The organism is Thermomonas sp. (genome assembly GCF_041919455.1).
Lineage (GTDB): Bacteria > Pseudomonadota > Gammaproteobacteria > Xanthomonadales > Xanthomonadaceae > Thermomonas.
Genome location: NZ_JAYRTQ010000007.1, coordinates 175,438 through 188,766 on the forward strand (window position 1 = coordinate 175,438; position 13,329 = coordinate 188,766).

Sequence of the window (13,329 nt, forward strand, 5' to 3'; positions counted from 1 at the left end):
CTCTCGCCGTCCTCGCCAATCTGCCGTCATCCCGGCGGACGCTGGGATGACGAGCTGAGGGATTCGTTCTCACGCAACAGCAACTCCCGCTTGCGCTCCACGCCCCAGCGATACCCCGACAGCGCGCCGTCGCTGCGCACCACGCGATGGCAGGGAATCGCCACCGCCAGCGTGTTCGACGCGCAGGCTTGCGCCACCGCACGCACCGACGTCGGCGAGCCGATGCGTTGCGCGATCTGCGCGTAGCTCGCGGTCTGGCCGGGCGGGATCTGCCCCAGCGCCTGCCAGACGCGTTGCTGGAACGCGGTGCCACGCACGTCGAGCGGCAGGTCGATGCCGAGGTTCGGTTGTTCGATCATGCCCACGACCTGCGCAACCAGTCGTTCGAAGCCGGTGTCGCCGCCGACCAGTTCCGCGCGCGGGAAGCGATCCTGCAATTCGCGTAGCAGGAGATCGGCATCGTCTCCCAGCGAAATCGCACAGACGCCACGCTGGCTGCGGGCGACCAGGATCGCGCCCATGGACGATTCGCCGATCGCGAATTCGATCCGCGCATCCACGCCGCCGGCGCGATATTGCGTCGGCTTCATGCCCAGCATCGCATCGGCATATTCGTAGAAGCGGCTGTTGGCGTTGAAGCCGGCATCGAAAATCGCCTCGGTCACGCTGCTGCTGCCGCGCGCGAGCGACGTGCGCACCGCATTCGCGCGATGCGCATCGGCATAGGCTTTCGGGGTAAGTCCCGTCGCCGCCTTGAACACGCGGTGGAAATGGAACGGACTCAGGCCGGCCTGCCGGGCCAGGTCGTCGAGCGACGGCGGCTGTTCCGCGGCCTCGATGCGGCGACAGGCCTGCGCCACCAGCGCGGCATGCTTGTTCGGCGTCGATGGCAGAGCGCGTTTGGTCATGGCGTGCATGGTGATGTTGCCCGATGGCGTGCCGCCACTCTAGGGCGAGGCCCCGGCCCCGACACTCCGGTTCTTGCGATGCCGACGACCGCGCTCACTTCACCTTGCGGAACGTCAGGTTGATCCGCTGCTCGCCAACGACATCGTGGCGACCCGGCTTGACCGGCAGCACGCCGTGGAAGCGCATCCGATCCTCGCCGCCCCAGACCACCACATCGCCATGCTGCAGCGGCACGCGCACGGCCTTGTCGGCACGGGCGAAGCCGCCGAACAGGAAGGTCGCCGGCAGGCCCAGCGAGACCGACACGATCGGCGCGATGCGGTCGTCCTCGTCGCGATCCTGGTGCAGCGACAACCGCGTGCCGGGCGCATAACGATTGACCAGGCAGGCATCCGGCACGTAAGCGTCGAAGCCTGCTTCGCGCGCGGCATCGGCGGCAAGCTGCAGGAACGCCGGCGACATCGCAGGCCACGGCTCGCCGCCTTGCGGGTCGTGGCGGTCGTAGCGATAGCCGCGACGATCGCTGCACCAGCCGTACGTCCCGCTGTTCGTCATCGCGACCTGCATCACATGACCACCGGGCGTGACCAGGTGGCGGAACGGTGCGAAGGCTTCGATGGCGGCGACATCGGCGAGCAACGCACCGGCCACATCCAGCGCGAAGCCGTGCAAGACGCAGGCCTGCGGCGCGAGTTGCGTGCGCGTGCTGTGGAGTTGCGTGGCGAACAGGTCGCTCATCGCTTGGCCATCACGCCGACGGCACGAACTCCACGCCTGCCGCGGGTTGCAGGAACGGCAGCAGCCAATGGTCGAGCAGCAAGAAGGCGAACAGCGCCATCAGGTAGACGATGGAGTACTTGAACGCGCGCATCGCGAAGAATTCGTCGGGCGGATCCAGCAGCTTCCACGCGTACCAGAGGAACACTGCGCCCAGCACCAGCGCGCCGCCGAGGTAGAACACGCCGCTCATGTGCGTGGCCCACGGCAGGATGGTGGCGACCACCAGCAACACGGTGTACAGCAGGATCTGCCAGCGGGTGTATTCCACGCCATGCGTGACCGGCAGCATCGGCACCAGCGCGCGCGCGTAGTCCTCGCGGCGGAAGATCGCCAGCGCCCAGAAATGCGGCGGCGTCCACACGAAGATGATCAGCACCAGCAGCAGCGCGTATTCCCAGTCGCGCGCGCCCTGCATGCCGGTGACCGCGGCCCAACCCAGCAGCGGCGGCGCAGCGCCGGCAATGCCGCCGATCACGATGTTCTGCGGCGTGGCGCGCTTGAGGAAGCCGGTATAGACGAAGGCGTAGCCGATCAGCGACGCGAACGTCAGCCACGCGGTGATCGCATTGACCAGCAGGAGCAGGATCGCCATCGACGAAACGCCCAGCGCGACTGCGAACGCGAGCACCTGCATCGGGCGCAGCGTGCCGGTCGCCAACGGGCGATCCGCGGTGCGCGCCATCACCTTGTCGATGCGCTGGTCGAGCAGGTGGTTGATCGCCGCCGCGCTGGCCGCAGCCAGCCAGATGCCGACACCACCCGCCAGCATGCGCAGCCAGGGCCATTCGTCGCCGGGCTGGATCGCCAGCAGCATGCCGATGATCGCGGTGAACACGATCAACGCGACCACGCGCGGCTTGGTCAGCGCCCAGTACTGCGATGCCGGCGATGGCGCGGCCTTGCTCATGCGTCCGGTGCGCGCACCCGCGCCAGCAGGGTCACCAGCACGAACAGCAGGGCGGTGGCACCGGCGTTGTGCAGCACGGCCAGGTGCAAGGGCAGCGACATCACCACGTTGGCGATGCCCAGGCCCACCTGCGCGAACAGCAGGAGGCCCAGCAGGCTGCCCCAGCCACGCAGCCCGGGATTGCGCAGCAGGCGGATCGCCAGCATCAGCAGGTGGCCGGTGACCAGCAGCGCCATGATCCGGTGCGCCAGCTGGATCGCGATGCGCGCCTGGTTGTCGAGGATGCCGCCCTCGTAATCCACGCCAATCCCGCGCCACAACACGAAGCCTTCGCGGAAATCGTGCGGCGGCCACCACTGGCCCGCGCATTTCGGGAAATCGGTGCCGCAGGCCAGCGCCGCATAGTTCGCACTGGTCCAGCCGCCCAAAGCGATCTGCACGCCCAGCAACACCAGCCCGATGATCAGCAGGCGCCGCAGCTTCGCGGCATCGGCGATGCGGATCGGGATGTCGGTCGACCGCCACGCCATCCAGACCAGCAACGAGAACGTCAGCAAGCCGCCAAGCAGGTGCGCCATCACCACGACCGGCTTCAGCAGCCAGGTCACCGTCCACATGCCCAGCATGGCCTGGAAGATGATCACCGCCAGGGTCAGCACCGCGGTGCGCGCGAGGTCGACGTTGCTCCAGCGCAGTGCGGCCCAGAGCAATGCGGCCTCGGCGATGGCGACCAGCACCGAGGACGCCACGTGCTGGCCCTGCATGTACAGCGGGATCGCGATGGCGACGAGTGCAGCCGCGCCGAGTACCTGGGCGATGCCGAACCGCCGACGGCGCGCGGCCAGCAGCGCCAGCGCGAACACCAGCAGGCCCAGGCCTGCGGCGATGTGGCGATGGAACTGCTCGCGCCAGGCCTTGCTCGGCTCGACCGGGCGGATCTCGGTGGCGGCGTGGTCGACGATCTGCTCCGCATGCGTCGGCCATGCGGCCTTGCCGTAACAGGTCGGCCAGTCGGGGCAGCTCAGGCCGGCGTTGGACAGGCGCACGAACGCACCGAACACGATCACGCAGGTGGCAAGCGCGACCGCCAGCCAGGCGATGCGGTGGAAGTGTCGATACAGAAGGGGCTTGTTGAGGGTGGTCATCGCGATCAATTGATCTTCAACAGACGCGCCAGGTCGCTGCGCAGGTCGCCGGGGTCGAAGCCGGGAGCGTAGCGCAACACCACGAAGCCGTTCGGGTCGACCAACCAGGCGGCATCGCCGCGGCGGCTTTCGTCGGGCGTGATGTCCCAACGCGCCAGGCCGGCGCGCAGTCCGTCATCCGCGCGCACCAGGCGCACTTCGTCCGGCACCTTGGCACCGGGCGGCATCGCGCCTGCCCACAGCACGTGTACGCGGTCGGCATCCTTGGTCATCAGCCGCCAGACCTTGTCGAAATCCGCCAGCAAGCGCGTGCATTCGAGCACGCGCGTGGTGTCGCAATCGCGCGGCATCGCCACGATCCGCCAGATGCGCGGTTCGTCCTTCCAGCCGTAGGCACCGCCGTTCGCCAGCGTCGGCGTGTAGCCGCGCAGGTCGCCGTAGGGCTGGAGCATCTCGCCCTTGTTGCGGGTGCCCTCCGGCCGCCAGCCGGAGAAGCGCAGCAGGCCGGCGACCAGCATGCCGCCGAAGAACAGCACGAACAGCGCCACCAGCATGTTGCGGTTGCGGCGGCGGATCCCCAGCTGTTCGGGAGTCAATCCGGTCATTTCGTCTTCCTCAACGTGAGTACCAGCGCGACCACCAACACTGAGATCGCCAGGCCGAACCACTGCACCGCATAACCGAGGTGGCGATCCGGCGTCAGCGTGTTGGCCAGGATGTCGAGGTCGCGCTCGCCGGGGGCCAGCATCACCCCGGCATCCGCGGGTGCGCGCTGCGGATCCAGCCGCAGCACGCGCGGCGCCAGGCCCGTCGACAGCTTCAGGGCAGCCTCGATGGCGGGCAGGTCCAGCCGTGCGGCCAGCCAGCGCGCATCGCCATTCGGCGCCAGCGGTTCGCCATGGGCGATGCCGGTCGACGGCGGTGGCGCCAGCAAGCCGCGCACCGTTTGCGCATCGCCGGCGGGACAACCAAACACCGGCAAGGTGCGCCTGCCGTCCAGTGGCCACCAGCCGGCATCGACCAGCATCGGTTGCACGCCCTCGTCGGGGAACAGCACGCAATACATGCGCACCCCGCTGCGCCCGCCACGCATCTGGCTGTCCAGCCACACCGTGGCGTTGGCGATCCGCCCGGTGCCCCGGGCACGGTCGTAGGCGGAGCTGCGGCCGGGATCGGAGGCCAGCAGCAAGGGCTGCGGCTCGCCCTGGGCCAGTGCCGCGTCGGCCGCGGCCAGCATCGCTTCCTTCTCGTGCATGCGGCCCAGCTGCCAACGGCCGGCAGCCGCGAACGCGACCATCGCCACCACCGCCAGCAGCCAACCGACCCGCAGGTTGCGCGCGCGCAGGTTCATCGCGCCTGCAACTGCGATAATGCGCGGAGCATGCGGACGGTCCGCATCGCGGAGACATGCATGAGCGATTCGCTGAAGACCCTGGTCATCGTTGGCGTGCTGATCCTCATCCTCTGGAACCTCGGCGCCGGCCTGTACTACATGCTGGTGGACAAGGGCCAGACCAAGCGCACCGTCAATTCGCTGACGAAGCGCATCGGCCTGAGCGTGGCCCTGATCCTGTTCGTGGTGCTGGCGATCAAGATGGGCTGGATCACGCCGCACGGGGTGGGCGCAAACCCGAACTGACATCCTTGCTTCAAAGACACAAAGGCCGGCATCGCCGGCCTTTGTCTTGCGTGGAGTCGTCGTTCGTTACAACACGTACACGAACAGGAACAGGCCCAGCCACACCACGTCGACGAAGTGCCAGTACCAGGCCACCGCCTCGAACGCGAAGTGGTTGTCCTTGCTGAAATGGCCCTTGGCGCAGCGCAGCCACATGATCGCGAGCATCAGCGTGCCCAGGGTCACGTGCGCGCCGTGGAAGCCGGTGAGCATGAAGAAGGTGGAGCCGTAGATGCCCGAGCCCATGGTCAGGTTGAGCTCGTGGTAGGCGTGGATGTATTCCTCCGCCTGGTAGAACAGGAACACGCAGCCCAGCAGCACGGTCAGGCCGAGGAACAGCAGCAGGATGCCGCGCTTGCCTTCCTTGAGCGCGTGGTGGGCGATGGTGATGGTCACGCCCGAGGTCAGCAGGATCAGGGTGTTGAGCAGCGGCAAGCCCCACGCCGGGATGGTCTGGTAGACGCCGCCGATCGCCGCCGGGCCATTGCTCGGCCAGCCGCCGCTGAAGCCCGCCCACAGCAGGCTGTGGGTCGCCGCGCCATCGCCCTCGCCGTTGAGCCACGGCAGCGCGAACTGGCGCGCGTAGAACAGCGCACCGAAGAACGCGGCGAAGAACATCACTTCGGAGAAGATGAACCACACCATGCCCATGCGGAAGCTGGTGTCGACCTGCTTGTTGTAGTGCCCGGCCAGCGACTCGCGGATCACGTCGCCGAACCACTTGAACAGAATCGCCAGCAGGCCCGCCAGGCCGACGAAGAATGTCGTCTTGCCCCAGCTGACCTCATTCAACCAGGTCGCAAAGCCGACCATGGTGATGAACAGCGCGACCGACGCATACAACGGCCACTTGCTGCCGTGCGGCACGAAATACACCTCCTGGCCATTGCCGGCGTGGTGGGCATCGTCGTGATGGATGTCTGCTTGGGCGTTCGCCATGGCGGTTCCGGTCGTTCGTGAGTCGTGGTGATCAGGGCGCCGCGTGGGCGGCGCCAGCATGACCCTGACCTGCGACGAGCGCAGCGGTCTGGGTGTCGTTCTTGAAGAAGGTGTAGGACAAGGTGATGGTCTTCACCCCGGCCGGCAAGCCGGGATCGACGATGAAGCGCACCGGCATCTCGCGCGACTCGCCGGCAGCCAGCGTCTGCGCGGTGAAGCAGAAGCATTCGGTCTTGCTGAAATAGCCGGAGGCCTTGGCCGGGGCCACCGAAGGCACCGCGTTGCCGACGATCGCGCGGTCGGACGTATTGCGCGCGGAATACTGCGCCTCGTACTGGCGGCCCACCTGCACGCGCATGGTCTGCTGCGAGGGCGCGAACTGCCACGGCAGCTTGGAATTCACGCCACCGTCGAACTGCACCGTCACCCAGCGCTCCTTCGGCACGACCGCGGTGGCGCTGGCCGACGCCGGGCCCTGTTCCAGGCGTACCCCGAAGACCTTCTCGCAGGCGATCCGGTACAGCGGCACCAGCGAGAACGCGAAGCCGAACGCGGCCAGCGACACGCCCACCAGCTTCAGCACGCCGACGCTGTTCGCGCTGGCCTGGCTCACCGGCCCACCACGCCCGACAGCAGGAACGCCAGGTACACCGCCACCGCGATCCCGCCGAACAGCATCGCCGTCCTGCGCGCACGGCGGCGGCGCAGGTCGAGCGTCTTGCTGTCGAAGTCGTGCCCGGCGGTCATCGCATCAGGCTCAGTGGCTGATGTCGCCGTGGGCGAGGTCGCCCGGCTTGATCACCGGCGGCACGGTGAAGGTGTGGTGCGGGGCCGGCGACGGCACCGTCCACTCCAGGCCCTTCGCGCCTTCCCACGAACGCGCCTCGGCCTTGGCACCATGCTTCAGCGAGTGCCAGAGGACGAAGAACATGATGAACGGGGTCGCGAACATGCCGAACGCGCCGATCGAACTGATCAGGTTCCAGTCCGCGAACACCACGTTGTAGTCCGGGATGCGGCGCGGCATGCCGGCCAGGCCCAGGAAGTGCTGCGGGAAGAACAGCAGGTTGACGAACACGATCGACCACCAGAAGTGGATCTTGGCGAAGGTCTCGTTGTACATGCGGCCGGTCCACTTCGGCCACCAGTAGTAGACGGCGGCGATGATCGCGAACAGCGCGCCGGTCACCAGCACATAGTGGAAGTGGGCGACCACGAAGTAGGTGTCGTGGTACTGGAAGTCCGCGGGGACGATGGCCAGCATCAGGCCGGAGAAGCCGCCGATGGTAAACAGGATCACGAAGGCCACCGCCCACAGCATCGGCGACTCGAAGCTGATCGAGCCGCGCCACATGGTGGTGACCCAGTTGAACACCTTCACGCCGGTCGGGATCGAGATCAGCATCGTCGCGAACATGAAGTAGATCTCGCCACCCAGCGGCATGCCCACCGTGAACATGTGGTGCGCCCACACGATGAACGACAGGAACGCGATCGCCGCGGTGGCGTAGACCATCGCCTGGTAACCGAACAGCGGCTTGCGGCTGAAGGTCGGGATGATCTCGCTGGCGATGCCGAACGCCGGCAGGATCATGATGTAGACCTCCGGGTGCCCGAAGAACCAGAAGATGTGCTGGAACATCACCGGGTCGCCACCACCGGCCGCGTTGAAGAAACTGGTGGCGAAGAACTTGTCGGTGAGCAGCATGGTCACCGCGCCGGCCAGCACCGGCATCACCGCGATCAGCAGGAACGCGGTGATCAGCCAGGTCCAGCAGAAGATCGGCATCTTCAGCAGATCCACTCCCGGGGCGCGCATGTTGAGGATGGTGGCGATGATGTTGATCGCGCCCATGATCGAGCTGATGCCCATCATGTGGATGGCGAAGATCACGAAGGCCACGTTGTTGCCGCCCTGCAGCGACAGCGGCGGGTACAGCGTCCAGCCACCGGCGGGACCGCCGCCAGGCAGGAACAACGTCACCAGCAGCAGGCTGAAGGCGAACGGCATGATCCAGAACGACCAGTTGTTCATGCGCGGCAGCGCCATGTCCGGCGCGCCGATCTGCAGCGGCACCATCCAGTTGGCCAGGCCCACGAAGGCAGGCATCACGCCGCCGAAGATCATCACCAGCGCGTGCATGGTGGTCATCTGGTTGAAGAACTCGGGGCTGACGTGCTGCAGGCCCGGGGTCGCCAGTTCGGTGCGGATCACCACGCTCATCGCGGCGCCGATGATGAACATGATGAAGCTGAAGACCAGGTACAGGGTGCCGATGTCCTTGTGGTTCGTGGAGAAGAACCAGCGGTCGATGAAACCCTGCTTGTGCTCGTGGTGGTCGGCGTGCGCCATGGCCTGAACCTCTGTAATCGTTGCTTGGATCAACCGGCGGCCGCGACGGTGGCCGCGGGCTGCTCGGTTTGCGGGGCGGCATCGGCCGCGGCGGGGGCGGCGTCGGACGCGGCAGGTTCGGCGGCCGCAGGCGCGGCTTCGACCGCCGGCGCAGGTGCCGGTTCGGCGGGTGCGCGCTTGGCCTTCTCGGCCGCCAGCCAGGACGCGTATTCCTCCTTGCTCACCGCGCGGACCACGATCGGCATGAAGCCGTGGTCCTTGCCGCACAACTCGGCGCACTGGCCGCGGTAGATGCCCGGCTCCTGGATCTCGGCCCAGGCTTCGTTGACGATGCCCGGGATGGCGTCCTGCTTCCAGCCCAGCGCCGGCACCCACCAGGCGTGGATCACGTCGTCGGCGGTCAGCACGAAGCGGATCTTGGTGTTGACCGGCAACACCAGCTGGTTGTCGACGTCGAGCAGGTAGTGCGGGTGGTTGGCGGTGCGCGCATCCACCTTGCTCTGGCGGATCTCGTCGCTCTTGCGATCCAGGCGACTGGTGAATTCCACGCCCTCGCCCAGGTAGTCGTACTTCCACATCCACTGGAAGCCGGTGACCTTCACGGTCATCGCCGCGTCGCGGGTGTCGTACATGCGCATCAGGCCGCTGGTGGCCGGGAACGCCAGACCGACCAGGATCAGGATCGGCAGCGCCGTCCACAGGACTTCCAGCTTGGTGCTGTGGGTGAACTCGGTGTCCGCCACTGCGCCCTTGGACTTGCGGAACTTGAACATGGCGATGGCCATCGCGCCGAACACGATCACGCCGATCACCACGCAGATCCACAGCGTGATCATGTGCGCGTCGTAGGCGGCATGCGAGGTCGGGGTCACGCCCCGGGCCATGTTGAGCTGCCAGCGATGCGGATCCGCCGACTGCGCCTGCGCGACCAGCGGCAACGCCATCGCGGCGGCCAGCGCCCATTGTTTGATACGACCGGGTGTCATCACATCGAGCCCCACTGCCTGGTTCTGCCTGGATCGGCCCCGTCGCCCGGGGTATCCGTGCGCCGCGCCGAGGTCTTGGATTCCATACCTGTCCCGCGCGCCGCGAACGGCCAAAAGGTCGGGAACAACCGTGAAATGGTACCGGCGAGGCCCTGATGCGGCAACCCGCGCGGGTGCCGCGCCCGGCGCCGGGGACTACACTACGCACCCTCGATCCACCGCCAGCAGGCGCGATGAGCAGCGATCCGACCCTCGTTACGGCGCCCGCGCCGATCCTCTCCGCCGAGCTGAACCCGGTTGCCGATGCGCCGCGCGCGGCGATCACCGCCGGCTGGATCCGCGACGAAAGCGCCCATGTGCGCGAACTGCTGGCGCTGGCCGCCCTGCCGGACGCCGAGCGCAACGCCGCCCAGGCCACCGCCGCCGACCTCGTCCGGCGCGTGCCCCGCGCCCGCGACCAGGGCGCGGTCGAAGCCTTCATGCGCCAGTACGACCTGGGCAGCGACGAGGGCGTGTTGCTGATGTGCGTGGCCGAAGCCCTGCTGCGCATCCCCGACCAGGCCACCGCCGACGCGCTGATCCGCGACAAGCTGGGCGATGCCAACTGGAAGAAGCACCTCGGCCAGTCCGATTCGGTGCTGGTCAACGCCTCGACCTGGGGCCTGATGCTCACCGGCAAGCTGGTCGACCTGGCCGACGACACCAAGCGCGACGTGCACGGCGCGTTCCAGCGCCTGGTCGGGCGCGCCGGCGAGCCGGTCATCCGCCTCGCCGTGCGCCAGGCGATGAAAATCATGGGCCACCAGTTCGTGCTCGGCCGCACGATCGATGAGGCCCTGTCGCGCAGTCGCAAGGGCGACAACGCGAACTACCGTTATTCGTTCGACATGCTCGGCGAGGGCGCGCTGACCACCAGGGACGCGCAGCGCTACCTCGATGCCTACCGCCAGGCGATCCACGCGATCGGCAGCACCGGGCCGTTCGATGACGTGTTCGCCGCGCCATCGATCTCGGTGAAGCTGTCCGCGCTGCATCCGCGCTACGAACACGCCAAGCGCGCCCGCGTGCTCACCGAACTCGGCGCCGGCCTGCTCGAACTGGCGCAACTGGCCCGGCGCTACGGCATCGGCCTGACCATCGACGCCGAGGAAACCGATCGACTGGAATTGTCGCTGGACCTGATCTTCCAGGTGCTGGGCGACGACGCGTTGCGCGACTGGAACGGCTTCGGCATCGTGGTGCAGGCCTACCAGAAGCGCGCGCCGTTCGTGATCGACTACATCGCGCACATGGCGGGCCGACTTGGCCGGCGCATCCCGGTGCGCCTGGTCAAGGGCGCGTACTGGGATGCCGAGGTCAAGCGCGCGCAGGTCGAAGGCCAGGCCGGCTATCCGCTGTTCACCCGCAAGCAGAACACGGATGTGTCGTACCTCGCGAATGCGCGCCGATTGCTCGATGCCGGCGACGCGATCTACCCGATGTTCGCCACCCACAACGCGCAGACCATCGCGACGGTGCACCGGATGGCGCGCGCGATGCGCAAGCGCCGCGACTTCGAGTTCCAGAAGCTGCACGGCATGGGCGACGACCTGTATGCCGAAGTGATCCCGGCGGATCGCCTCGACGTGCCCTGCCGCGTGTACGCGCCGGTCGGTTCGCACGAGGACTTGCTCCCCTACCTGGTGCGCCGCCTGCTGGAAAACGGTGCGAACTCCAGCTTCGTCAACCGCATCACCGACGAGTCGATCTCCATCGACGAACTGATCCGCGACCCGGTCGACGCCGTTTCCGGCTTCGATCCGATTCCGCATCCACGCATTCCGCTGCCGGTCGACCTGTACCGCGGCCAGAACGAACATCGGGACAATTCCATGGGCCTCAACCTCGCCAACGACGACCAGCTGCGCGAACTCGCCGCGGCCATCAACAACGCCGGTGCCGGCAGCTGGAGCGCGGCGTCGCTGGTGCCGGGCGCAAACCCGACCGGCGAAAAAATCGCGGTGACCAATCCGGCCGACCGCCGCGAAGTCGTCGGCCACTGGCAGCCCGCGGACAGCGCAACCGTCGAACGCGCGTTGCAGAACGCGGTCGCCGCGCATGCGGGCTGGGATGCAACGCCGGCCGCCTCGCGCGCCGCGATCCTGGAACACGCCGCCACCCTGCTGGAAGCGCGCATGCCGGCCTACATGGCGATGTGCACCAAGGAGGCCGGCAAGACCCTGCCCGACGGCATCGCCGAAGTGCGCGAGGCGGTCGATTTCCTGCGCTACTACGCCCTGCAGGCGCGCGAGCATTTCGCGCCGATCGCATTGCCCGGCCCGACCGGGGAATCCAACCAGCTGCAACTCGGCGGGCGCGGCGTGTTCGTGTGTATCTCACCGTGGAATTTCCCGCTGGCGATCTTCCTCGGCCAGATCGCCGCGGCACTGGCCGCCGGCAATACCGTCATCGCCAAGCCGGCGGAACAAACCAACCTCATCGGCTTCGCCGCGGTGCAATTGCTGCACGAGGCCGGCATTCCGCAGGACGTGCTGCAATACCTGCCGGGCGATGGCGCCACCGTCGGCGCAGCGCTGACCCGCGATGCGCGGGTCGCCGGCGTCTGCTTCACCGGCTCCACCGACACGGCGCGCCTGATCAACCGCGCGCTGGCGGCACGCGAGAGTGGCGCCATCGCCACCCTGATCGCCGAGACCGGCGGCCAGAACGCGATGATCGCGGACAGCTCCTCGCTGCCGGAACAGGTGGTGAAGGACGTGCTGGGCTCCGCGTTCACCTCCGCCGGCCAGCGCTGCTCCGCAGCGCGCGTGCTGCTGGTGCAGGACGACATCGCCGACAAGGTCGTCGGCATGCTCGCCGGCGCGATGGCGGAACTCGCCATCGGCGATCCCGGCCTGCCCTCCACCGACGTCGGCCCGGTGATCGACGAGGACGCCAAGGGCATCCTCGTCGCCCATGCCGCGCGGATGCAGTCCGTTGCCACGTTCATCGCCGAAGCAAAGCTCGGCGCCGATACCGAACATGGCACGTTCTTCGCGCCGATCGCCTGGGAACTGCCCTCGCTTGCCGCACTCGACAGCGAGAAGTTCGGCCCGGCCCTGCACGTGGTGCGCTGGAAGGCCGATCAACTCGATGCCGTCGTCGATGCCATCAACGCCACCGGCTACGGCCTGACCCTCGGCATCCATTCGCGCATCGACGCCACCATCGACCGCATCGTGTCGCGGGCGAAGGTCGGCAACATCTACGTGAACCGCAACCAGATCGGCGCAGTCGTCGGCGTGCAGCCGTTCGGCGGCCAGGGCCTGTCCGGCACCGGTCCGAAGGCCGGCGGCCCGCACTACCTGCCGCGCTTCGCCACCGAAAAGACCGTCACCATCAACACCACCGCCGCGGGCGGCAATGCGAGCCTGCTGACATTGGGGGATTGATCCCGTAGGGGCCGCGACACGCCTTGCCCAACCTCATGGTTGGCTGCGCCAACAGCGCCGGATGGAACAAAAAAAAGGTTCATCTCCCAACTGAGGGAAGAGGCACACGGCCGACCCGGTTAGTTTGTCGTTGTCGAGACAACAAACCGGGGGTCGGCCGTGGCCGACGGCGATTGTATTGCCAGCTCGCTGGGTGGGTGG

Annotated in this window: 13 protein-coding genes; 2 read left to right on the forward strand and 11 right to left on the reverse strand. The window is 67.5% G+C overall.

What is annotated here, in order from left to right:
• Positions 1-26: 26 nt before the first annotated feature.
• The 6 genes from ada to ACE3T8_RS07090 form a co-directional block, all read right to left on the reverse strand.
• Positions 27-908: a bifunctional DNA-binding transcriptional regulator/O6-methylguanine-DNA methyltransferase Ada gene (ada, locus tag ACE3T8_RS07065; protein WP_374607976.1), complete on the reverse strand. Its 882-nt coding sequence runs from the start codon at positions 906-908 to the stop codon at positions 27-29.
• Positions 909-1,002: 94 nt separating this feature from the next.
• On the reverse strand, positions 1,003-1,647 hold the full coding sequence (alkB, locus tag ACE3T8_RS07070) for a DNA oxidative demethylase AlkB (protein ID WP_374607978.1): 645 nt from the start codon (positions 1,645-1,647) through the stop codon (positions 1,003-1,005).
• A gap of 10 nt (positions 1,648-1,657) precedes the next feature.
• Positions 1,658-2,596: a heme o synthase gene (gene cyoE, locus ACE3T8_RS07075; RefSeq protein ID WP_374607979.1), complete on the reverse strand. Its 939-nt coding sequence runs from the start codon at positions 2,594-2,596 to the stop codon at positions 1,658-1,660.
• Positions 2,593-3,741: a heme A synthase gene (locus tag ACE3T8_RS07080; RefSeq protein WP_374607981.1), complete on the reverse strand. Its 1,149-nt coding sequence runs from the start codon at positions 3,739-3,741 to the stop codon at positions 2,593-2,595. The genes cyoE and ACE3T8_RS07080 overlap by 4 nt, the downstream gene beginning before the upstream one ends.
• A gap of 5 nt (positions 3,742-3,746) precedes the next feature.
• Positions 3,747-4,346 carry a hypothetical protein gene (locus tag ACE3T8_RS07085; RefSeq protein ID WP_374607983.1) on the reverse strand — a complete coding sequence of 200 codons (600 nt, stop codon included), beginning with the start codon at positions 4,344-4,346 and terminating at the stop codon, positions 3,747-3,749.
• Complete coding sequence (locus ACE3T8_RS07090) at positions 4,343-5,092, reverse strand: SURF1 family protein (protein WP_374607984.1); 750 nt, start codon at positions 5,090-5,092, stop codon at positions 4,343-4,345. Before ACE3T8_RS07090 ends, ACE3T8_RS07085 begins: the two co-directional genes overlap by 4 nt.
• A 60-nt stretch (positions 5,093-5,152) precedes the next feature.
• On the opposite strand from ACE3T8_RS07090, the gene ACE3T8_RS07095 reads away from it, so the two are divergent.
• Positions 5,153-5,380, forward strand: a complete 228-nt coding sequence (locus tag ACE3T8_RS07095; RefSeq protein ID WP_374607985.1) for a twin transmembrane helix small protein — start codon at positions 5,153-5,155, stop codon at positions 5,378-5,380.
• 66 nt (positions 5,381-5,446) lie between these two features.
• On the opposite strand, the gene ACE3T8_RS07100 is transcribed toward ACE3T8_RS07095, so the two are convergent.
• From ACE3T8_RS07100 to coxB, 5 genes are read right to left on the reverse strand one after another with little or no spacing between them, the layout of a single operon-like run.
• Positions 5,447-6,358 (reverse strand): cytochrome c oxidase subunit 3, encoded by a 912-nt coding sequence (locus tag ACE3T8_RS07100; protein WP_374607987.1) that lies wholly within the window; start codon positions 6,356-6,358, stop codon positions 5,447-5,449.
• Between the two features lie 31 nt (positions 6,359-6,389).
• A complete protein-coding gene (locus ACE3T8_RS07105; RefSeq protein ID WP_374607988.1) occupies positions 6,390-6,971 on the reverse strand; it encodes a cytochrome c oxidase assembly protein in 582 nt (193 codons plus the stop codon).
• Positions 6,968-7,105 carry a hypothetical protein gene (locus tag ACE3T8_RS07110; protein WP_374607989.1) on the reverse strand — a complete coding sequence of 46 codons (138 nt, stop codon included), beginning with the start codon at positions 7,103-7,105 and terminating at the stop codon, positions 6,968-6,970. Before ACE3T8_RS07110 ends, ACE3T8_RS07105 begins: the two co-directional genes overlap by 4 nt.
• A 10-nt stretch (positions 7,106-7,115) precedes the next feature.
• On the reverse strand, positions 7,116-8,711 hold the full coding sequence (gene ctaD / locus ACE3T8_RS07115) for a cytochrome c oxidase subunit I (RefSeq protein ID WP_374607991.1): 1,596 nt from the start codon (positions 8,709-8,711) through the stop codon (positions 7,116-7,118).
• Positions 8,712-8,740: 29 nt separating this feature from the next.
• Positions 8,741-9,697: a cytochrome c oxidase subunit II gene (gene coxB / locus ACE3T8_RS07120; RefSeq protein ID WP_374607992.1), complete on the reverse strand. Its 957-nt coding sequence runs from the start codon at positions 9,695-9,697 to the stop codon at positions 8,741-8,743.
• A 233-nt stretch (positions 9,698-9,930) separates the two neighbouring features.
• Between coxB and putA the strand changes: the two genes are divergently transcribed.
• Entirely contained in the window at positions 9,931-13,128 is a 3,198-nt protein-coding gene (gene putA, locus ACE3T8_RS07125; protein ID WP_374607994.1) for a bifunctional proline dehydrogenase/L-glutamate gamma-semialdehyde dehydrogenase PutA, read from the forward strand.
• The last annotated feature ends 201 nt before the right edge of the window (positions 13,129-13,329 follow it).

Coding starts and splice junctions, on each gene's coding strand:
- cyoE (WP_374607979.1), bottom strand. CDS start 2,596: ATGAGCAAGGCCGCGCCATCGCCGGCATCGCAGTACTGGGCGCTGACC.
- ctaD (WP_374607991.1), bottom strand. CDS start 8,711: ATGGCGCACGCCGACCACCACGAGCACAAGCAGGGTTTCATCGACCGC.
- ACE3T8_RS07110 (WP_374607989.1), bottom strand. CDS start 7,105: ATGACCGCCGGGCACGACTTCGACAGCAAGACGCTCGACCTGCGCCGC.
- ACE3T8_RS07100 (WP_374607987.1), bottom strand. CDS start 6,358: ATGGCGAACGCCCAAGCAGACATCCATCACGACGATGCCCACCACGCC.
- alkB (WP_374607978.1), bottom strand. CDS start 1,647: ATGAGCGACCTGTTCGCCACGCAACTCCACAGCACGCGCACGCAACTC.
- ada (WP_374607976.1), bottom strand. CDS start 908: ATGACCAAACGCGCTCTGCCATCGACGCCGAACAAGCATGCCGCGCTG.
- putA (WP_374607994.1), top strand. CDS start 9,931: ATGAGCAGCGATCCGACCCTCGTTACGGCGCCCGCGCCGATCCTCTCC.
- ACE3T8_RS07095 (WP_374607985.1), top strand. CDS start 5,153: ATGAGCGATTCGCTGAAGACCCTGGTCATCGTTGGCGTGCTGATCCTC.
- ACE3T8_RS07090 (WP_374607984.1), bottom strand. CDS start 5,092: ATGAACCTGCGCGCGCGCAACCTGCGGGTCGGTTGGCTGCTGGCGGTG.
- ACE3T8_RS07085 (WP_374607983.1), bottom strand. CDS start 4,346: ATGACCGGATTGACTCCCGAACAGCTGGGGATCCGCCGCCGCAACCGC.
- ACE3T8_RS07080 (WP_374607981.1), bottom strand. CDS start 3,741: ATGACCACCCTCAACAAGCCCCTTCTGTATCGACACTTCCACCGCATC.
- coxB (WP_374607992.1), bottom strand. CDS start 9,697: ATGACACCCGGTCGTATCAAACAATGGGCGCTGGCCGCCGCGATGGCG.